This is a genomic window from Streptomyces sp. NPDC057702 (genome assembly GCF_042799315.1).
Taxonomy (GTDB): Bacteria; Actinomycetota; Actinomycetes; order Streptomycetales; family Streptomycetaceae; genus Streptomyces.
This window is the reverse complement of the sequence record NZ_JBHVJC010000059.1, coordinates 289-19,379: the sequence shown is the minus strand read 5'-3', so window position 1 is coordinate 19,379 and position 19,091 is coordinate 289. Positions and strand designations below refer to the sequence as shown.

General features: G+C 73.4%; 17 protein-coding genes. 10 read left to right on the top strand and 7 right to left on the bottom strand.

The window, feature by feature from the left end; genetic code table 11:
• The 5 genes from ACFVFR_RS30440 to ACFVFR_RS30420 form a co-directional block, all read right to left on the bottom strand.
• Positions 1–168: cation transporter (locus ACFVFR_RS30440; protein WP_383707612.1), on the bottom strand; the 168-nt coding region annotated here is incomplete at its 3' end.
• Positions 165–410, bottom strand: a complete 246-nt coding sequence (locus ACFVFR_RS30435) for a hypothetical protein (RefSeq protein WP_383707594.1) — start codon at positions 408–410, stop codon at positions 165–167. The genes ACFVFR_RS30435 and ACFVFR_RS30440, both read right to left, overlap by 4 nt.
• Positions 411–956: 546 nt before the next feature.
• A complete protein-coding gene (locus tag ACFVFR_RS30430) occupies positions 957–2,126 on the bottom strand; it encodes a PP2C family protein-serine/threonine phosphatase (protein ID WP_383707592.1) in 1,170 nt (389 codons plus the stop codon).
• A 143-nt stretch (positions 2,127–2,269) separates the two neighbouring features.
• Positions 2,270–3,643 carry a DUF6114 domain-containing protein gene (locus tag ACFVFR_RS30425; RefSeq protein ID WP_383707590.1) on the bottom strand — a complete coding sequence of 458 codons (1,374 nt, stop codon included), beginning with the start codon at positions 3,641–3,643 and terminating at the stop codon, positions 2,270–2,272.
• 233 nt (positions 3,644–3,876) lie between these two features.
• The gene (locus tag ACFVFR_RS30420) at positions 3,877–4,491 is read right to left on the bottom strand and encodes a DUF6230 family protein (RefSeq protein ID WP_383707588.1); all 615 of its coding nucleotides are present in this window, start codon (positions 4,489–4,491) and stop codon (positions 3,877–3,879) included.
• Between the two features lie 239 nt (positions 4,492–4,730).
• On the opposite strand from ACFVFR_RS30420, the gene ACFVFR_RS30415 reads away from it, so the two are divergent.
• The 3 genes from ACFVFR_RS30415 to ACFVFR_RS30405 all read left to right on the top strand — a co-directional run bounded on the left by ACFVFR_RS30415 (position 4,731) and on the right by ACFVFR_RS30405 (position 7,286).
• Complete coding sequence (locus ACFVFR_RS30415) at positions 4,731–5,387, top strand: TetR/AcrR family transcriptional regulator (protein WP_383707586.1); 657 nt, start codon at positions 4,731–4,733, stop codon at positions 5,385–5,387.
• Positions 5,388–6,003: 616 nt separating this feature from the next.
• Positions 6,004–6,795 (top strand): alpha/beta fold hydrolase, encoded by a 792-nt coding sequence (locus tag ACFVFR_RS30410; RefSeq protein WP_383707584.1) that lies wholly within the window; start codon positions 6,004–6,006, stop codon positions 6,793–6,795.
• A gap of 86 nt (positions 6,796–6,881) precedes the next feature.
• Positions 6,882–7,286: a RidA family protein gene (locus tag ACFVFR_RS30405; RefSeq protein WP_383707582.1), complete on the top strand. Its 405-nt coding sequence runs from the start codon at positions 6,882–6,884 to the stop codon at positions 7,284–7,286.
• A gap of 172 nt (positions 7,287–7,458) precedes the next feature.
• Here ACFVFR_RS30405 and ACFVFR_RS30400 read toward each other — a convergent pair whose 3' ends face one another.
• Complete coding sequence (locus ACFVFR_RS30400; protein WP_383707580.1) at positions 7,459–8,781, bottom strand: glycoside hydrolase family 18 protein; 1,323 nt, start codon at positions 8,779–8,781, stop codon at positions 7,459–7,461.
• A gap of 330 nt (positions 8,782–9,111) precedes the next feature.
• On the opposite strand from ACFVFR_RS30400, the gene ACFVFR_RS30395 reads away from it, so the two are divergent.
• The gene (locus tag ACFVFR_RS30395) at positions 9,112–10,284 is read left to right on the top strand and encodes an acyl-CoA dehydrogenase family protein (RefSeq protein WP_383707578.1); all 1,173 of its coding nucleotides are present in this window, start codon (positions 9,112–9,114) and stop codon (positions 10,282–10,284) included.
• A gap of 380 nt (positions 10,285–10,664) precedes the next feature.
• Positions 10,665–11,549, top strand: coding sequence for an endonuclease/exonuclease/phosphatase family protein (locus ACFVFR_RS30390; protein ID WP_383707610.1), 885 nt, complete (start codon positions 10,665–10,667; stop codon positions 11,547–11,549).
• Between the two features lie 169 nt (positions 11,550–11,718).
• On the opposite strand, the gene ACFVFR_RS30385 is transcribed toward ACFVFR_RS30390, so the two are convergent.
• Positions 11,719–12,084, bottom strand: a complete 366-nt coding sequence (locus tag ACFVFR_RS30385) for a hypothetical protein (RefSeq protein WP_383707576.1) — start codon at positions 12,082–12,084, stop codon at positions 11,719–11,721.
• Positions 12,085–12,295: 211 nt separating this feature from the next.
• On the opposite strand from ACFVFR_RS30385, the gene ACFVFR_RS30380 reads away from it, so the two are divergent.
• The 5 genes from ACFVFR_RS30380 to fxsA all read left to right on the top strand — a co-directional run bounded on the left by ACFVFR_RS30380 (position 12,296) and on the right by fxsA (position 18,895).
• The gene (locus ACFVFR_RS30380; protein ID WP_383707574.1) at positions 12,296–12,736 is read left to right on the top strand and encodes an Lrp/AsnC family transcriptional regulator; all 441 of its coding nucleotides are present in this window, start codon (positions 12,296–12,298) and stop codon (positions 12,734–12,736) included.
• Between the two features lie 242 nt (positions 12,737–12,978).
• Positions 12,979–14,646, top strand: a complete 1,668-nt coding sequence (locus ACFVFR_RS30375; protein WP_383707572.1) for an amidohydrolase — start codon at positions 12,979–12,981, stop codon at positions 14,644–14,646.
• A gap of 825 nt (positions 14,647–15,471) precedes the next feature.
• On the top strand, positions 15,472–17,448 hold the full coding sequence (lnt, locus tag ACFVFR_RS30370; RefSeq protein WP_383707570.1) for an apolipoprotein N-acyltransferase: 1,977 nt from the start codon (positions 15,472–15,474) through the stop codon (positions 17,446–17,448).
• Positions 17,445–18,236 (top strand): polyprenol monophosphomannose synthase, encoded by a 792-nt coding sequence (locus ACFVFR_RS30365; RefSeq protein ID WP_383707568.1) that lies wholly within the window; start codon positions 17,445–17,447, stop codon positions 18,234–18,236. Before lnt ends, ACFVFR_RS30365 begins: the two co-directional genes overlap by 4 nt.
• 50 nt (positions 18,237–18,286) lie before the next feature.
• A complete protein-coding gene (gene fxsA, locus ACFVFR_RS30360) occupies positions 18,287–18,895 on the top strand; it encodes an FxsA family membrane protein (RefSeq protein WP_383707566.1) in 609 nt (202 codons plus the stop codon).
• The last annotated feature ends 196 nt before the right edge of the window (positions 18,896–19,091 follow it).

The window sequence follows — 19,091 nt, the reverse complement described above, 5'->3', positions numbered from 1 at the left end:
CGAGAGGGTGGCGGGGTGGGTGATGTGGGCGCGTTCGGTGGCGAGGTTGACGGTGGCGGTGACGCCGTCGATGCGGGCCAGCCGCTTCTCGACCCGACCGACACACGCGGCGCAGGTCATGCCGCCGATGGTCAGCTCGGTGGTGACCGAGGTGGGCGACGAGGTCACTGGACACCTCCGGCCGCTGGCGCCCCACCGGTGAGGACCGGCGAGAGGACCCCCATCCCGTGGTTGTTCATCCCGTCCATGCCACCCATGCCGCCGCCGGACCCCCCGTCGTCGGAGCGATGCAGGCCGGGGGCGACCGGACCGGCCGCCGAGCCGACGGCGTACGCGATGCCGAACATGGCACCGAGCAACAGGACGAAGCCGGTGAGCATGAGCGCTGGACTGTACTGAGGTGAGGTCATCGCCGCTCCAAGACGGACGAAGGCGGACAGGTGGGGAGGTGGCACGCGCGGGCCCGGCACGGAGCGGGCCGGGGCGCGGGCGACGAAGCGAGACGGAGTCGGGCGGACGGGGGAAGGGGGCGGGAAGTGGCCGCGGTAGGGGACGACGGGCGGACGGGACGGGGACGGCATCGCGGCGGACGGCCGGCCACGGTCGGCCGGACGCACGGGTACGCGCTGACGCGGATGGTGCGGGCGGTGCGAACGAGAAGCAGGGGACAGCGGCGACAGCGGGTGCGACACGACAGTGGTGACGGAATCGTGACGCAGCATCATCGTGACACGGGTCAACCCCAACTCGGCCCTGTTGATCCGGCCGCACGGCACGTGAGGTTTCTCCCTGCACCCGCCGGGAACTGGCGCCCGCCCGAGTCCGACTTCATAGGGATGACGGGGCCTGTTCACGCGACCGCCCGTGCGACGGGGTGTCGCCCGCCGGAGGTCGAGGCGCGCCCCCTGACCTGGTCTGAACCAATCTCGGCGTGGCGCGGGACGCCCGTGGAGTGGTCAGCCGGGGGCCGCCGCTCGTGCCCGTTGGTCGGGCACCGGCAGCCGCTCCATGATCAACGCGGCCGCGTCGTCCTGCAGTTGCCCGCCGGTGTGCACGTCCAAATCCGCACGCAACCGTCGCAGCAACTCGGCGGTGGGCAGGGCCGCCCACCGCCGCAGCCGGGCCGCCAGCGGGTAGAACGAGCCATCCGCTCCGCGCGCCTCGGTCACGCCGTCGGTACACGCGAGCAGCCGGCAGCCGGGCGGCAGCACGACCCGCTGCGTGGCCCGGGGCTGCTCGGCCAGCTCGCCCAGGCCCAGCGGCAGCCCCGGCTCGGCCAGCTCGACCTCTCGTACGGTGCCGTCGGGCCCGATCACGTACGGCGCGACGTGGCCGCAGTCCACGACGAGCAGCGGCATCTCCCCTTCCGAAGCCCCGTCCTGTACGCCGTTGTCCGGGCCGCCGTCCGTGCCCAGGACCAGGGCCGTGACGAAGCGCTCCTGCGCGTCCAGCAGCTCCTGCCCCTCGCGGGAGGTGTTGTAGCGCCCCAGGCCCTGCTCCATGGCGAGCACGCCACTGGTCAGGCTGCGCCGGTGGTAGGCGGCCTCGCGGAAGGCGGTCAGCACCGCGGCGCCCGCGCCCAGCGTGCTCAGCCCCTTGCCGCGTACGTCGCCGATCAGCACCCGGGTGCCGTACGGCGTCTGGACCGCCTCGTACAGGTCGCCGCCGACCAGCGCGTCCCGCTGCGAGGAGACGTAGAAACCGTCTACCACGACCTCGCGGGTCCGCAGCGGAAGCTGGCGCAGCAGGGCGCGCTGCGCGGCCTCGCCGGTGGCGCGCTCTCGCTCCAGGAGGGCCTCACGGTCGCGCAGCAATCGCGCCACGGCGATGCTGGCGCCGACCATGAGCGCGTTGCTGAGGATCGCTCCGGCCCGCGCGACCGTCGGCACGCTGGAGGGCAGTACGCCGTAGATGACGGTCATGGCGACGAAGTCGAGGGCACCGATGACGATCGTGTGGCGGTAGGTGCACAACGCGGCGGCGACCAGGGGGGCCACCGCCGCGTAGACGTCGAGCCGCAGGTAGCGGGAGGTGAGCTCGTCGATGACGATGATCCCCGCCAGGTACCCGAGCAGCACCACGAACAGGCCGCTGGTGAACCTGGGGGTACGCAGTCGCCACGACACTGTGGTGAGACCTCCCGGTGGCTGCGGATGATCTCAGGCTGGCACGGACGCGCGCCGCTGGCCACCGCACCTGGTCATCGGCGGGCCGGCGCGGGGCGCGGCCAGCGTTGCGCGCGGACCACGCACGCCCCGGCGCGCGCTCCTCAGGTGTGCGGGGTGAGGGTCAGTCCGTCCGTGGCGATGGAGTCGGAGGTCACCAGCGCCTGGTCGGCCTCGACCTCGGTCAGGAAGACGAACGGGGGCACCAGCGGCGGCACCGGCAGCCGGTCCGGGGTGAACGTCAGACACAACAGACCCTCGACGCAGCCCTTGAAGCGACTCAGGTAGAGCGTCACCCGGCCCCGCAACTCCAGCGAGTCGGCCCCCAGGTCCAGCTCGGGAGAGCCGTCGCGGGTCCGCATGCGGTAGTCGGTGAGCGAGGCGGCCCGCATCCGCAGCACCATCACCCGCAGCGGCCCACGGGCGGTGGGCACCTCCCGTACGCCGGCCACGAGGAACCCGTGCGGGGTGAACCGGGTCGTGGTGATGGTCGCCGGGGTGGCCGCCACCGGGAACCCGGGCCCCTCGGCCACCGGCGCGAGCCCACCCGGTGCCACCCGGTCGGACGTGGCCCCGCCCGGCGTGGCCCCGTCCGGGGCGGGTCGGTGGCGCGCCGGCTCGCCGCGCGCGGGTCCGCCCATCGTGGCCAGCAGCGCGACAGCCGGCACCAGCAGCGCCACCGCGCGCGCCAGCCCGGCCCGCCGCGCCCACCCGCCGACATGCCGCGCCCGTCTCCCCGCGCGCCCCGGCCACCACGCGGCCCCCGCCGACCGCCGCCCGTCCCCTCGCGCCCGACGGCCGGCCGCCTCGCGTGCCGCCCCGGTCACCGCGCCACCCGCGACCGTCACCCGAGCGGCCCCGCCCGGCGCCGGCCGCACCGCTGATCCCGCCGCCACCCCGTCCCGCACGCGCACCCGCGCCGGCGTCTGTGGTCCCGCCCGTGCGGTACGTCGGACGCCGCTCGTCCGCGCCGCGCCGTCCGTACGCCCCGGGCCCGTCGCCGCGTCGTCCGGCGCCCCGTGCTCCGCCCCGGCCGGGCCGGCCGGGCCGGCCGGGCCGGCCTCGGTCGGGTCACCCTCGGCCGGGCCCGTGCCGGCCTCCGGGGCCGTGCCGGCCTCCGGGCGCGGCGATGGGCCTGGGGAGGGGGAGCCCGAGAGCGGTGGGTGTGGGGGCGGTGGGGTGGCCCGGGGCGCGGGTGGCTCGCGAGGTGTCCAGCCGAACCCCATGGCGCTGCCGACGATGCCGAGCGCCATCCCGATCAGGAAGCCGCCGAGGTTGGTGGCCGCGAAGGACAGCACCGACAGGAGCAGCGCGTGGACGCTGACGTAGGCCCGGGCGCGGGGGGCGTACCAGAGGAACAGGCCCGCGACGACCAGCGCGACGCCGATGCCGATCGCCGCGATGCCTCCCAGACCGAGGCTGACCAGCACGGTCAGCGGCGAGAGCGGGATGGCCAGGAGTTCGAGTCCGCCGAGCATGACGAGTAGGCCCGCCCAGAACGGCCGGGTACGCCGCCAGCTCCGGAAGGCCGCCCGCTGGCGCGGTAGCGGTAGCCGACCGACCGCCGCCCGCCACCGCGCTCGCGGGCCGCCCCTGCCGCCGCGTCCCGAGCCTCGCGCCTGCGACGCGGGGCGATCCGACGCGGGTGACCCGGCCTCGGGCGGGCCGTCCGCTGGTCGCGCGCGGCCCGTGCGGCGTGAGCGGCCGTGGCTCAGAAGCATCCGTCGCCACCCAGGCTGACGCCGAGCCTGAGCCCCTTGAGTCGGAAGTTCCCGCCGGTGGCCGACCAGGCGTGTGACCTCACGTCCGCCACCTCGATGTTCCCGGCCTGGAGTCCGAACCTGCCCTTCTCGCCGCGTACTCCGGGTGTCGCGTCGAGGGTGGCGGCGTCGCGGCCGAGTTGGACCGTACCGAAGCGGGCGTCGCCGGCCAGGTCCTCCGCGTCGATGACGAGGTTGCTGGCCGTCACCTTCCCCGCGTCGCCGCCCGCCGTCAGCTTGAAGGTCACCGTGCCCAGCGGCGTCCTGACCTCGGCGGCCTGGCAGATGTCGTCAAGGGTGGCCTGGTCGAGCCCGAGCAGTGAGACGGGGTGCCCCCTACCGTCCACGGAGCGGTCGGTCTCCACATACGAGGCGAGCCCGTCGCTGGTCAGCTTGGTGGAGGCGACCTGGAAGCTCGTACCGGAGACGGCGAAGGAGGCGGCCAGCACTCCCTGCGCCATCAACGTCGCCATCGCGCCGACCGCGAGCACCGCGGGCACGCCCACCGCGGCCGTCCGCCGCCACGCTGTCCTGCCTTCCGGCAGCCGTTCCTGAGATGCCTTCACGGCGTCCTCCACGAGAGATGAGTCTCCCCACGGACAGAGCGGGGGAGGAGTCAGCACGCGGTCGCGGGAGCGGTCGCGCGTCGGTACGGAGGCACTGCACTGCGCTCGGCGGGCGGGGGTGCCCATGGCGGGGGCGTCACCGAGCCGGTCCGACGCAGCCGTGGTGAGAGCGATCCGCCATCCGGGGTCCCTCTGTCATACTGCGGAAATCTCACGGCAGTTGGAGAGTAGGCGCGATTTTGAATAATAGTCAACGGGTCGGACGTGAGGCTTCCGAGGCCGAGAGCGGCTCCGAGCGCTCCCAGGCGCGCCGGGCCGAACTCCTGGCGATCGGGCGTGGGTTGTTCGCCGACACCTCCTACGACGCCCTGTCGATGGATGACATCGCACGCCACGCGGGAGTCGCCAAGGGGCTCATCTACTACTACTTCAAGAGCAAGCGCGGCTACTACCTCGCGATCATCGAGGAGTCCGTGTCCGAGCTCGTCGCCCGCGCCGAGCGCACTCGCGACCTGCCGCCCGGCGAGCGGGTCCGGCAGACCCTCGACGGCTATCTGCGGTACGCGCAACACCACCAGGCCGCCTACCGGGCGATCGTCACCGGCGGGGTGGGCTTCGACACGCAGGTGCTCGCGCTGCGCGACGGAGTACGCGAGCGGCTGATCGCGACCATCGCCGAACTGGCCTGGGGGACGAGCGCCCCGCCGGCGGTCGCCCGCCTCGCCCTGGTCGGATGGATGGCCGGCGTCGAGGGGATCACCCTCGACTGGCTACGCCACCCGGAACCGGCACGCGAGGGGGTACGGGCGCTGCTGGAGCGGGGATTACGGGACGCCCTGTGCGCCATCGAGGACTTCGCCCCCCAGTGCCCGGCCCCGACAGCGCCGCCGCCCTGACCCCCGACCGACACCTGACCGCTGGGCGGGGTGACGCGGGGCCTGGGGGTGAGGGGGCGCCCGGTTTCGGGCGCGGGGAAGCGGCTGGGGGTATCCCCGCGTATGCGGGGAGCGGGCACCTTCGGTGCGATCCGGCCGTGCGCCGCAGGGGCCATTCCCGCGTGTGCGGGAAGCAGCGTGACGCCATCGCCACAGAGACGCTGGGCGTAGGTCCATCCCCGCACGCGCGGGGAGCAGGGCAACTGACCTGCGGGTTTATCGGGCGAGACCCCGGATTCTCGCAACTTCCTCGAATCGCGACCTCACGCGCAGACTTCGCGTATCGCCCACAGTGCTCCTCCGCAAGCCACGGCGCCCAGCCTAGTGCCGGGCCTCGGTGTCCTATCGTCAACCGGTCACAGGACGCGCTGCGCTTGGCGGAAACACACGAAGGGTGTGAGCTCACGAAGGCGTGGGGCGCGGTTTCACGCCCGGTCGCTGTCGGGTCGGCAGACGTTCGCGCGGGCGGGCCGTAGTGTTCTGTTGCCACAGCCTCCCCGCCCGTGGCCTGTCGCCGTGAACGGGCCCCGGGGGAGTGCCGTGCCCGCCCACACCAGAGCGCCCAGGAAGCCAGCCGATGACGTACGCGACGACACTCGACGGGACCCGCATCGCCTACCAGCTCCAGGGTGGGGGAGCGCCGCTGGTCCTGCTGGCGGGTCAGGCCAACAGCCACGTGTGGTGGAACACGGTCCGTGCCGACTTCCACCCCGCCCGCAGCACCCTCACCCTCGACTACCGGGGCACGGGTGAGAGCGACAAGCCCGACACACCCCACAGCACCGAACTGTTCGCCCAGGACGTCATCGCCGTCCTCGACGAGCTCGGCATCGACCGGGCCGACGTCTACGGCACGTCCATGGGCGGCCGGGTAGCCCAGCAGCTCGCCGCCCACCACCCGCACCGGGTCGGCGCCCTGGTCCTGGGCTGCACCTCACCCGGCGGCCCACACAGCGTCCGACGTGGTGAGCACGCCCGCCGGGCCCTGGCCCAGACGCGGCCCGGGGCCGCCCGACAGGCCCTGCTGGAGCTCATGTACACACCCGGCTGGCTCGCCGACCACCCCGGCCCCCACCACACCCTCGGCGACCCCGACATGCCCGCCCACTCCCGACGCCACCACCTCGTGGCCAGTGACCGACACGACGCCTGGGACCTGCTGCCCGGCATCAGTGCTCCCACCCTGGTCGTCCACGGAGGCGACGACCAGCTCAACCCCACCGCCAACGCGCCCCTCCTCGCCGACCGCATCCCCCACGCCCGCCTCCACCTGATCCCCGGCGCCCGCCACGCCTACTTCGAGGAAGCCCGTGCCCACGCCAGCGCCCTCGTCCTGGACTTTCTCACCACGACCTCGCGGCAGCGGTAGGGGCACGGCAGGCCGCCCGCCGCCCACGGTCGCGCCGTCACACGCTCATGCGGAATGCACGCGACCGTTCGGGTGTTCGATCGGGCATGACCCTTGATCAGCGCAGCATCACCAACCCGGCCGCCCTCCACGACCCGTCGCCCTTCGGCTACAGCCACGCCGTCTCGGCGCCCGGGGAACTCGTCTTCATCGGCGGTCAGTACGCCTCGGATGCCACCGGCGCCCCCGTGCCCGGTGACTTCGCCGCGCAGGTGGAGCTGGCCTTCGACCGGCTGCGGTCGGCGCTGGCGGGGGTCGGCCTGGGGTACGAGCACGTGGTGCGCCTCGGCACCTTCGTCGTCGACCACGACCTAGACAAGCTGGCGACCCTCGGCAAGGTGGTGCGTGCCCGCTTCGGCGACCGGCTGCCGGCCCAGACGCTGAGCGGCGTCGCCTCCCTCGCGCTCCCGGGAATGCTGTTCGAGGTGGACGCGGTGGCCGTGCGCCCCTAGCCGGCGTCGGCCCGGGCGAACGCGGTGTGCCGAACGGCCAGCGCGGCGGGCCGGGGACGAGGTCGGCCCCGCAGCGGCCCGCGCGCCGACAACGAGCGGGCGGGAAGCCGGTGTTCCGGCTTCCCGCCCTGTGTCGTACGGACCGCGCTGAGCGGCGGTCACCGGGTGGTGACTACTTGAACGCCTTGATCAGCTCGCCGCCCGTGGTGTCCCCGCTGAGCTCCCAGAAGAAGGTGCCGCCGAGACCCTGCTGGTTCTTGTAGTTCATCTTGCCGCCGATGGTGGCCGGGGTGTCGTAGCTCCACCACTGGTTGCCGCAGTGGGCGTAGGCCGTGCCACCCACGGTGCCGTTGGCGGGGCAGCGGGTCTTGAGGTCCTTGTAGTCCTCGATGCCCTGCTCGTACTTGCCGGGCGCGGGGCCGGTCGCCGTGCCGCCCGGCTCCTTCTGGGTGACGCCGGTCCAACCACGGCCGTAGAAGCCGATGCCGAGCAGCAGCTTGTTGGCCGGGATGCCGAAGCCCTTCAGCTTCTGGATCGCGGCGTCACTGTTGAAGCCTTCCTTCGGGATGCCCTGGTACGCGGTGAGGGGCGAGTGCGGGGCCGTGGGGCCCTTCGCGTCCCAGGCGCCGAAGAAGTCGTACGTCATCGGCATGATGTAGTCCGTGATCGCCGCCGCGGACTTGTAGTCGGCCGCCTCGAGCTTGCCACCCTTGGAGGCGTCGGCGGAGATGGCGGCCGTGATCAGGTTGTTCTGGCCGAACTTGGACCGCAGCGCCGAGAGCACCTTGGTCAGCGAGTCCTTGCCGCTGGTGTCGCAGGTGAGGCCACAGGCGTTGGGGTACTCCCAGTCGATGTCGATGCCGTCGAAGACATCGGCCCAACGCGGGTCCTCAACGAGCTTGTAGCAGGACTCCGCGAAGGCGGCCGGGTTCTGGGCGGCCTGCCCGAACCCACCCGACCAGGTCCAACCGCCGAAGGACCAGATCACCTTGAGGTTCGGGTGCTTGGCCTTCAGCTTGCGGAGCTGGTTGAAGTTGCCCCGCAGCGGCTGGTCCCACGTGTCGGCCTTGCCGTCGACGCTCTGGTCGGCGGTGTACGCCTTCTCGTAGTCGGCGTAGCTGTCGCCGATGGTGCACTTGCCGCCCTGGACGTTGCCGAACGCGTAGTTGATGTGCGTCAGCTTGGCCGCCGAACCGGACGTCTCCACGTTCTTGACGTGGTAGTTGCGCTGGTAGACGCCCCAGTTGGTGAAGTAGCCGACGACCTTGTCGCCCGCCGCCTTGGTGGTGGGGGAGGTGGGGGCGCTCTGGGGGGCCTGGTCGCGCTGCGCGGCGACCGTGGTCTCGGCCTGCTTCCCGCTCTGCGCGTCGCTCGAAACATCCGCGGTGGCCTGTCCCGCGCCGGTGAACAACGTGCCGACCACGACCGCGGCCGACGCGGCGAACGCCGTCACAGTCGCGGAGAGGCGGGTACGGGTGCGCTGTGATCTGACCATGGAGTCTCCTCGGTGGGGGAGAGGTGGGGGGATCAGTGCGAAGAACGCAAAATTTGACATGAACGCGTTCTCTTGTGCGGGGAAACCGTAGAAGGACTAGACCACTGCGGTCAATGGTTCGGACCAATTCGCGCGTGACGGAACCTGATCGTCGACCGGTGACGTAAGGCCGCTGATCGGGCATACTCCAACCCGCTACAGCCGCAGGTCATCCCGGTTCGTAACCCGGCGAGGGAAGATCGGTTGTGCCGCCGAAACGGCGGAGTCGCCGCACCCCAGCGTCTTCGTCGTCGCGCCGATGAGCACCCCAACAGGGAGGAGAGCGCCGCCATGACCCACCTCGGCCCGCAGCCGGTGGAACGACAGTTGCCCACCGAGGAGGCCCGTGACCTGCTCGCGCTGGTACGCGACCTGGCCGACCGCGAGATCCGGCCACAGGCGGCGGAAGAAGAGGACGCCGGGCACTTCCCGCGCGAGGTCTTCGCACTGCTCTCCACCTCCGGCCTGCTCGGCCTCCCCTACGCGGAGGAGTACGGCGGCGGCAACCAGCCCTACGAGGTCTACCTCCAGGTCCTGGAGGAGCTCGCGGCGGCCCGCCTCACCGTGGGCCTCGGCGTCAGCGTCCACACCCTCTCCTGCCACGCGCTGGCCCGGTTCGGCACCAAGGAGCAGCGCACCGAGCACCTGCCCGTGATGCTCGGCGGTGGCGTGCTCGGCGCGTACTGCCTCTCCGAGCCGTCCTCCGGCTCGGACGCCGCCTCGCTGGTCACCCGCGCCACCCGGCAGGGCGACGACTGGGTCATCGACGGCACCAAGGCGTGGATCACCCACGGCGGGGTGGCCGACTTCTACTCCGTGCTCGCCCGCACCGGCGACCAGGGCCCGCGTGGCATCACCGCCTTCCTGGTGCCCGGCGACGCCGAGGGTCTGTCGGCCGCCGTGCCCGAGCGCAAGATGGGCATGAAGGGCTCGCCCACCGCGCAGATCCACCTCGACGGCGTGCGCGTGCCCGCCGAGCGGCGCATCGGTGAGGAGGGGCAGGGCTTCTCGATCGCCCTGGACGCGCTGGACGCGGGGCGGCTGGGCATCGCCGCCTGCGCCATCGGCATCGCCCAGGCCGCCCTGGACGAGGGCCTGCGCTACACCGCCGAGCGCCAGCAGTTCGGCCGCCCGATCGCCGACTTCCAGGGCCTGCGCTTCATCCTGGCCGACATGGCCACGCAGATCGAGGCCGGCCGCGCGCTGTACCTGACGGCCGCGCGCCTGCGCGACGCGGGTCAGCCCTTCTCCAAGCAGGCCGCGATGGCCAAGCTGTTCTGCACCGACACCGCGATGCGCGTCACCACCGACGCGGTGCAACTCCTGGGCGGCTACGGCTACACACTCGACTTCCCCGTCGAGCGCTACATGCGCGAGGCCAAGGTGCTCCAGATCCTGGAGGGCACCAACCAGATCCAGCGCGTGGTCATCGCCCGCCAGATCGCGGGCCGCGAGTCCCGCTGACCCACCACGCCGGCGGGCCGTGACCACGACCGGTCGCGGCCCACGGCGCGCCACCGCCCGGCCCGCGTCCGCCCCAGACGGAGGCGGCGCGCCGTTCACTGCCTCCCGGCCCGTGGCGCGACGGTGGGCGCGTGGGTGTCGCCAACCCGACTCCCGCGCGGCGACGAACTCCGTGGCGGTCACCGACCGTTCGCACCCCCGGTGTCCGTATGCCACGCCCGCCACACCGGTTGCCCGAACACTCTGCTGTGCCCAGGCCGCGCCCCACCCGGGACGCCTCGCCAACGAGCATCGGAGTAGCCGTGACCGATTCCCCCGCCGTCGCCCCCACCGCGTCCCCGACGCCCGCCGAGGGGGCCGGATTCAGCCGTCGTGAGGGCATGCGCGTGGCCGCTGCCGCCGCCCTGGCGCTACCGCTGACCGCCGGCGCCGCCGGCGTGGCCACCGCGTCCAGCCAGGCCGCGCCCTCCGCCCCCGGTGGCAGTGCCAGCCAGCTGCGCGCCATGACCTTCAACCTGCGCTTCGCCTCGGACACCCGCCCCAACTCCTGGGCCGAGCGCCGCCCCGTCATGCGCGACCTGCTCCGCCGTGAGCGGCCCCACCTGCTCGGCACCCAGGAGGGCGTCTACTCCCAGATCCGCGACATGGCCCAGGACCTGGGCGCGCGCTACGACTGGATCGGCACCGGCCGCGAGGGCGGCAGCCGTGGCGAGTTCATGGCCGTCTTCTACGACACCCAGCGGTTGGCCCCACTGGAGTACGACCACTTCTGGCTCTCCGACACGCCCTACGTCATCGGCTCCAACACCTGGCACAACGCCGTCGTACGCATGGTCACCTGGATACGCTTCCGCGACCTGTTCAGCGGCGGCCAGTTCTACGCCCTCAACACCCATTTCGACCACCGCAACCAGACGGCGCGCGAGCGCTCCGCCGCTCTGATCGCCGAGCGGCTGCGCGGCCTGGACCCCCAGGTGCCGCGCGTCGTCACCGGTGACTTCAACGTGCCCGCGCACCAGAACCTCGTCTACGACACCCTGCTCGGGCAGGGCGGACTGGTGGACACCTGGGACCACGCCGAGCGGCGCGGCGCGCTGTACGCCACCTTCCACGGCTACAAGCCGCTGGTCCCGGGCGGCGAGCGCATCGACTGGATTCTCACCTCGCCCGGCATCCACACCAGCTACGCCTCGATCAACACCTTCTCGCTGGGCGGGCAGTTCCCCAGCGACCACCTGCCGGTCCAGGCGCGACTCGAACTGTGACGGCCCGTCGGGCACTGCCCCGGGTGTGAGCCAGTGGGCGGGCGGCGGCGCGCCGTCCGCCCCGGGCGCGCGGCCCCCTGCGGTCGGTCACGGACGCGCCGCCCCAGGGCTCGTGGAGTGTGGGGTCGGGCGCTGGTGGGGGCCGAGCCTCCGGCGCCCGACCAGGGCGTTACCGTCCGCCCGTCGGCTGCCGCGGCACCTGGAGCGGGCGCGAGCTGGGACCGCCGATGTGCGAGAAGGGCTGGGTGCGCCAGTCCAGGCTCTGCGGCAGGGTCAGGAGCAGGGCCGCGTCCTGCTCCTGCGAGCCCGCGGCGTCGTCGGCGGGCACCGCGTCGGCCACCCCACGGCCGGTACCCGGGCAGACCGTGAGCCCGAACGGGTTCCACGGAGACGGGCACAACGCGTGCTCCGGCAGTACGTCTTCGTCCGCGAGCAGGGCGATGGGCCGCGCGCAGTCCGGGCACGTCACCCGGAACATCTCGTACGTCTCGTAGACATCGCCATCGCCGCTGTCCAGGCGTTCAAGGCTGGGCATCGTGTTTCTCCCCCTCGGGCTAGGTCGACAAGGCGACAAGGCAGCCTCGACCACAGCAAGCACTTCCCGTCCGGTGGTAGCGGTAATCGCCGGCGCGCCCACGTCCCTGACCGGCTGCTGTGGCATTCGTCACATGCCCCGTGCAGATGCGTCGCCCGCGCGAGCGCTGGTCCGCTGTGCCAGAGCGCCCACGACCCCATAGGGTGACGGGGTGGAGGAGTTGGACAGACAGATCGTGGAACTGCTCGTCAATGACGGGCGTATGAGCTACACCGACCTGGGCAAGGCCACCGGCCTGTCCACCTCGGCGGTGCACCAACGGGTCCGGCGTCTCGAACAGCGCGGCGTCATCCGTGGTTACGCGGCCGTGGTGGACCCGGAGGCCGTCGGACTGCCGTTGACGGCGTTCATCTCGGTCAAACCCTTCGACCCGAGCGCACCCGACGACATCGCCGAGCGGCTCGCCGAGGTGCCGCAGATCGAGGCGTGCCACAGCGTCGCGGGCGACGAGAACTACATCCTGAAGGTGCGCGTCGAGACCCCCCTCGAACTCGAACACCTGCTGACCCGCATCCGGTCGCTGGCCGGCGTCTCCACCCGCACCACGGTCGTGCTCTCCACCCCGTACGAGGCCCGCCCGCCCCGCGTCTGACCCGGCCCCGGCCACGTGCCCCCCGGACCGCCGCGTAAGGGGGCCACACGCCGCCCACCGATCCGGCGCGGGCGCCCGCGCGCCGTGGCGCGCGCCGGTGCCCCGGTCCACGACCGACCCCCGGCGCGGGAGTCGGGGCGTGCCCGGCGAGACTGGCACCCTGGCGCCGGCCCCCGGGGGAACGACCTCCCCGGTGTGCCGCCGCCCGTCAACCCTTCGAACGACACCGCGAGGCGAACCCCGTGAGCGACCTCATCCCCGCCGCAGGCCCCAGCGCCGGCATCCCCCCGACCGGGGGCGGCACCGTGCTGCTGCGTGGCGGCACCGTGCACAGCCCCGCCGACCCCTTCGCGACGGCGCTGGTCATCGAGCACGGCAGCGTCGCCTGGGTCGGCTCCGAGGGCGCGGCGGACTCCTTCGCCGACGGCGTGGACGAGGTCGTCGACCTCGCGGGCGCCCTCGTCACCCCCGCCTTCACAGACGCACACGTACACGCCACCGCCACCGGGTTCGCCCTCACCGGCCTCGACCTCGCCGGGGCCGCGACCCTGACCGAGGCACTGGAGCTGGTCCGCGCGTACGCCGCCGCCCACCCCGGCGAGGGCGTGCTGCTCGGCCACGGCTGGGACTCCTCCCGCTGGCCCGAGGGACGCGCCCCCTCCCGTACGGAACTCGACCAGGCCACCGGCGGTCGGCCGCTGTACCTCACGCGCGTGGACGTGCACTCGGCCGTCGCGACCACAGCGCTCCTGGACCGCGTCAGCGACCTCGCCGGGCGCGCCGGTTACCAGCCGGACGCGCCGCTGACCGCCGACGCCCACCACGCGGTACGGGCCGCGGCGTTCGCGAACGTAACCGAGGGCCAGCGCGCCGACGCGCAGCGCGCCACCCTGCGGCACGCCGCGACACTGGGCATCGGCACCCTCCACGAGTGCGCGGGCCCGGACATCTCCAGCGAGGCCGACCTGACCGGCCTGCTGAGCATCGCGGCCCACACCCCCGGGCCACGCGTCATCGGCTACTGGGCCGAGGCCGCGAGCAGCGCCCGCGACCTGGAGAAGGTGCGCGAACTGGGAGCCGTCGGCGCGGCCGGCGACCTCTTCGTGGACGGCGCGCTCGGCTCCCACACCGCCTGTCTGCACGCGCCGTACGCCGACGCTCCGCACGGCACCGGCACGCGGTACCTGGACCAGGGCGCCATCGCCACCCACGTCGCGCTGTGCACCGAGGCCGGACTGCAGGCCGGCTTCCACGCCATCGGCGACGCCGCGGTCTCGGCCGTCGTCGCCGGAGTACGCACGGCGGCGGAGAAGGTCGGCCTCGCCCGGATCCGCGCGGCCCGCCACCGGGTCGAGCACGCCGAGATGCTCACCCCCGAGACCATCGCCGCCTTCGCCGAACTCGGCCTGACCGCCTCCGTCCAGCCCGCCTTCGACGCGGCCTGGGGCGGCGAGAGCGGCATGTACGCCCAGCGGCTGGGCGCGGGGCGGGCCCGGGGCCTGAACCCGTACGCGGCCCTGCTGCGCGCCGGGGTCCCGCTGGCCCTGGGCTCCGACAGCCCCGTGACGCCGCTCGACCCGTGGGGCACCGTGCGGGCCGCGGCCTTCCACCGCACGCCCGAGCACCGGATCTCCGCCCGCGCCGCGTTCACCGCGCACACCCGGGGCGGCTGGCGTGCCGCCCGCCGCGACGACGCGGGGGTCCTGGTGCCCGGCGCACCGGCCGACCTGGCCGTCTGGCGGGTCGGCGACCTGGTGGTGCAGGTCCCCGACGACCGGGTCGCGAACTGGTCCACCGACCCCCGCTCGGGCACCCCCGGCCTGCCCGACCTGACGCCCGGACAGCCGCTGCCGGTGTGCGTGCGCACCATGGTCGGTGGCCGCACCATCTACGCGCGGCCGAACGAGTGAGGGCGCTTCGGCGCGTACCGCCGAACGATGCGCCATCGGCCTGTCGCCCCATCCCGGTGCCCTCCGCACTGACCTGCTGATTTGGCGCAACGCCGCAGGTGGCGCGGCTGTTGACAGGAAGCGGGAGACGGCGGGTAGTTTCGGCCGAGTCCACCACAGGACGTCCGGCCGGGGATGGGTTCTCCACGCAGTCGTCGAGCGCCGCTGGGCCATGGGGTGGTGAGCCGCACCGGCTCGCCACCCACTGGGAGCCAGGTCCAGCGCACGGGGGCGGGGGAGGCGCTCACCGGGTCGGCAGGTGCGACCCGGGTGGGGCCCGGACGCTCAGTAGACAACGGCTCTCGGTCGACCCGCAGCCAGCGGGCCCCAGGTCGGCCCGAAGGGCGACGGGCCCCTATCCGCACCGCTTCCCCCGATCCACCCCCGGCACATCGGCCCCACCCGCCGCCCGGCCCGCCTCTGGCCCGCCGGCCGCACCCGGTGTCGTGGCCCGCATCCGGCACGCGAGTCACTCCCGTCGCCCGGCACCACACCTCCCGCGTCGGCCCGCGCTCAGCACACCCGCCCGCGCCCAGCGCCCCGCCCGCGCCCAGCGCCCCCGCCACCCGCTCGCGCCGGCCCCCGCCGCGCTCACCTCGCCCTTCCGTCGGTCTTCCCGTGCCCTGTCGTGCTCCCGGCCCCCGCCGTCGCCGTGCCGGTACGGCTCGCCCGTGTCGGCGGGCACGCCCAGCGGCGTACACCCGTTACGCACCCAGAGGGCCGCTCCCAGCGGCTCGCGGTATACCGTCACTTCACCACAGCTCGACCTGCAGGAAGGCCGCGACGTTGCACCCCGGTTCCGACACCTCCGCTGGTGCCCCCGCCAGCGGCCAGGCAGCCGACCCCTCGGTCGACAGACCGGCCGCGACGCCGGCCACCGCCTCCCAGCGCGCCGAGGCGCCGAGCGCGGAGCCCGCCACCCGGGCTCCGCGTCGCACGCGCCTGGCCCGGCTGGCCCGCAAGGAGGCACGGCGTACGGGCCTGGCCGCGGTCAGCGGGCTCGCCCTGGGGCTGGCCTTCCCGCCGTACGACCTGTGGCCGCTGTCGTTGCTGGCCGTGGCGGCGCTCGCGCTGCTCACTCGGGGACGCACGGCCCGCCAAGGGGCGTGGACCGGATTCGCCTTCGGGCTGCCGTTCTTCGTGCTGCTGCTGAAGTGGCTGGATGTCGTGGGCTGGGACGCGGTCATCGGCCTCTCGGTGGCCGAGTCGCTGTTCTTCGTCCCGCTCGGCGCGGGGCTCGCGCTCACCTCCCGGCTGCCCGGCTGGCCCCTGTGGGCGGCCTGCCTGTGGGTGGCCGAGGAGTGGGCCAGGGACCGGCTGCCGTTCGGTGGCTTCCCGTGGGGTCGGTTGGCGTTCGCGAACACCGGCTCGCCGTTCACGCCGCTGGCCGCGCTCGGCGGCGCCCCGCTGGTGACCTTCGCCGTCGCGCTGGCCAGCGTGCTGCTCGCCGCCGCCGCCGTCGCCCTGTGGCGGCTTGCCACACTGGCCGGCGCCCGGACGGCGGCGGCCCCCGGGGCGATCTCTCGTACGACATCCGACCCCACGGCCGACACCGAGACCCCCGCCACCGACCCCGCCGCGACGGGTCGGCGGACGGTCTCCGGCGAGCCGGTCGCCTCCGGTGATCGGGAGCGGGAAGCGGCCGAGACGGCGACCGGTGGTGACGCGCGTGGCGACGCCGAGGAACACCCCGAGCGGGCCGACGCCCTCGCGCCGGACCCCGTGCCGGCGGCCAGCGCCGGGGCCAGCGGACCGCGGCTGCTGCGCGGCGCGCTGCCGGCCATCGAGGCCATCGCCTTGGCCGGGGCGGTCACGATGGCCGGGCTGCTGGTGCCCGTGCCCACCGACGCCGACGACACCGTGAACATCGCGGTGGTCCAGGGCAACGTGCAACAGCCCGGCATGGACTTCCTCGGCCGACCGATGAAGATCCTCAACAACCACGTCGAGGCCACGCTGCAACTGGCCAAGGACGTGCGGGCCGGCCGCAAGCCCAAGCCGGACCTGGTGATCTGGCCGGAGAACGCCTCCGACCTCGACCCGCACAAGTACCGCGAGGCGTACGAGCGCATCGACCTGGCCGTGAAGGCGGTCGGCGTGCCCGTCCTGGTCGGGGCCCTGGTGGACCACCCGACGAAGCAGGGCTACGTCGAGAACCAGGGCATCGTCTGGGACCCCGAGACCGGCCCCGGCGCCTCGTACACCAAGCAGCACCCGGTGCCGTTCGGCGAGTACGTGCCCTTCCGTGACCAGCTCAGCAAGGTCATCTCGCGGCTCGACCGCGTTCCGCGTGACTTCTACCCGGGTGACCACACCGGCGTCATGCAGGTCGGTCCGGCCAAGCTGGGCGATGTGATCTGCTTCGAGGTCGCCTACGACGAGATCGTGCGCGACACGGTCAACGCGGGCGCCCGCGCGCTGGTGATCCAGACGAACAACGCCACCTACGGTCGCAGCGGCCAGCCCGAGCAGCAGCTCGTGATGTCCAAGCTGCGCGCCATCGAGCACGGCCGGGCCGTGGTCACGGCCGCCCCGAGCGGAATTAGCGCTGTGGTCGCCCCCGATGGGACTATCGAACAGCGCACCAAGGAATTCACCCAGGACGTGCTCAGCGCGCGAATTCCCCTGCGCGATGACATCACCGTCGCCGATCGGGTCGGGGCGGTGCCCGAGTGGGTGCTCGCTATGGTGGGCGTTCTGTCCTGCGCCGCTGCGATCATGGTGAGCCGGCGAGGACGTACGGACGAGAAGGGGATGCAGTGAACGACGGCGTTGAGGTTGCGCGTGGCGAGACTCGGGAGAGGAAGTACGGTCCGCTCGGCACGACCTTGGTGATCATTCCGACCTACAACGAGGCGGAGAACATCAAGCCGATCGTCGAGCGGGTCCGCAAGGCCGTTCCCGACGCACACGTGCTCGTCGCCGACGACAACAGCCCCGACGGCACCGGCAAGATCGCCGACGAGATCGCCGGCGCGGACGAGCAGGTGCACGTCCTGCACCGCAAGGGCAAGGAGGGTCTCGGCGCCGCCTATCTGGCCGGCTTCCGCTGGGGCATCGAGCACGACTACGGCGTCCTGGTCGAGATGGACGCGGACGGCTCGCACCAGCCCGAGGAGCTGCCCCGGCTGCTGACGGCCCTGGGCGGGGCCGACCTCGTGCTCGGCTCGCGCTGGGTGCCCGGCGGTCGCGTGGTGAACTGGCCCAAGTTCCGCGAGCTCATCTCCCGAGGTGGCAGCACCTACTCACGGCTGCTGCTCGACGTGCCGATCCGCGACGTCACCGGCGGGTTCCGGGCCTTCCGCCGGGAGACCCTGGAGGGCCTTGGCATGGACGCCGTCGCCTCGCAGGGCTACTGCTTCCAGGTGGACCTGGCCTGGCGCGCGGTCAAGGCCGGCTTCCACGTGGTGGAGGTGCCCATCACGTTCGTGGACCGCGAGTACGGCGACAGCAAGATGAGCCGGGACATCCTCGTCGAGGCGCTGTGGCGGGTGACGGCCTGGGGTGTGGGCTCCCGGGTGAACCGGGTCACCGGCCGCAAGCAGCCGTAGCCCGGCACACCCACCTCACATCAGGGACACGGCGCAGGCACACTGAAGACATGACGTTCGGCGCACCTTCATCACCTCACCCCCGGCCGCAGGGGCGGCGCTCGCGCGCCCGGCGGTTCGTTCCGCTGGCCCTCGCGGCCTGGCTGGTCCTGGAAATCTGGCTGCTGGTCCTCGTCGCGGACGCCACCAACGCCCTGACCGTGCTGGCGCTGCTGGTGGCCGGGGGCCTGCTGGGGGGTTACGTCATCAAACGGGCCGGGCGCCGCGCGTGGCAGACGCTCACCGCCGGCCTGCGCCCCGGTGCGGGCACCACGGACGAGGATTCGACAGCTGGCCTGGGCAACGGACTGCTCATGCTCGGCGGGCTGCTGCTGATGCTGCCCGGCCTGGCCTCCGACGCGCTGGCCCTGGTGCTCCTCTTCCCGCCGACCCGCACCCTGCTCGGCCGTGGCGCCGAACGCGCGCTCTCGCGGCGGATGGGATACGCCACAAGCTCGCTCGGTGACGCCTTCCAGCAGGCCGGGCGGGACCGGGTCCACCGGACCGGGGGCGGCAAGGTCGTCCCCGGCGAGGTCGTCCGCGACGACGAGCCGCCGACGGCCGGGGGCCCCGAGGACGGGCGCGGGCCGGGACGCCAGGACCCGCCACTGCCGCGCTGACGCGCGTCGTAGGGCACACCTCCTTCCCCGGGCTCCCGCGCGCACTCCGCGCGGCCGTGCCGCGCGGCGGGACGTGGCGGGAGCCCCCCCCACCCCCCCCACCCCCCCCCCCCGACCGCCCGCCGCCCGGTGCCGCCGCGCGGTGCGGCCCGGCCCTCGTTCCCCTCGGGCCGGGGTGTGGCCCCGTGGCGTTGCA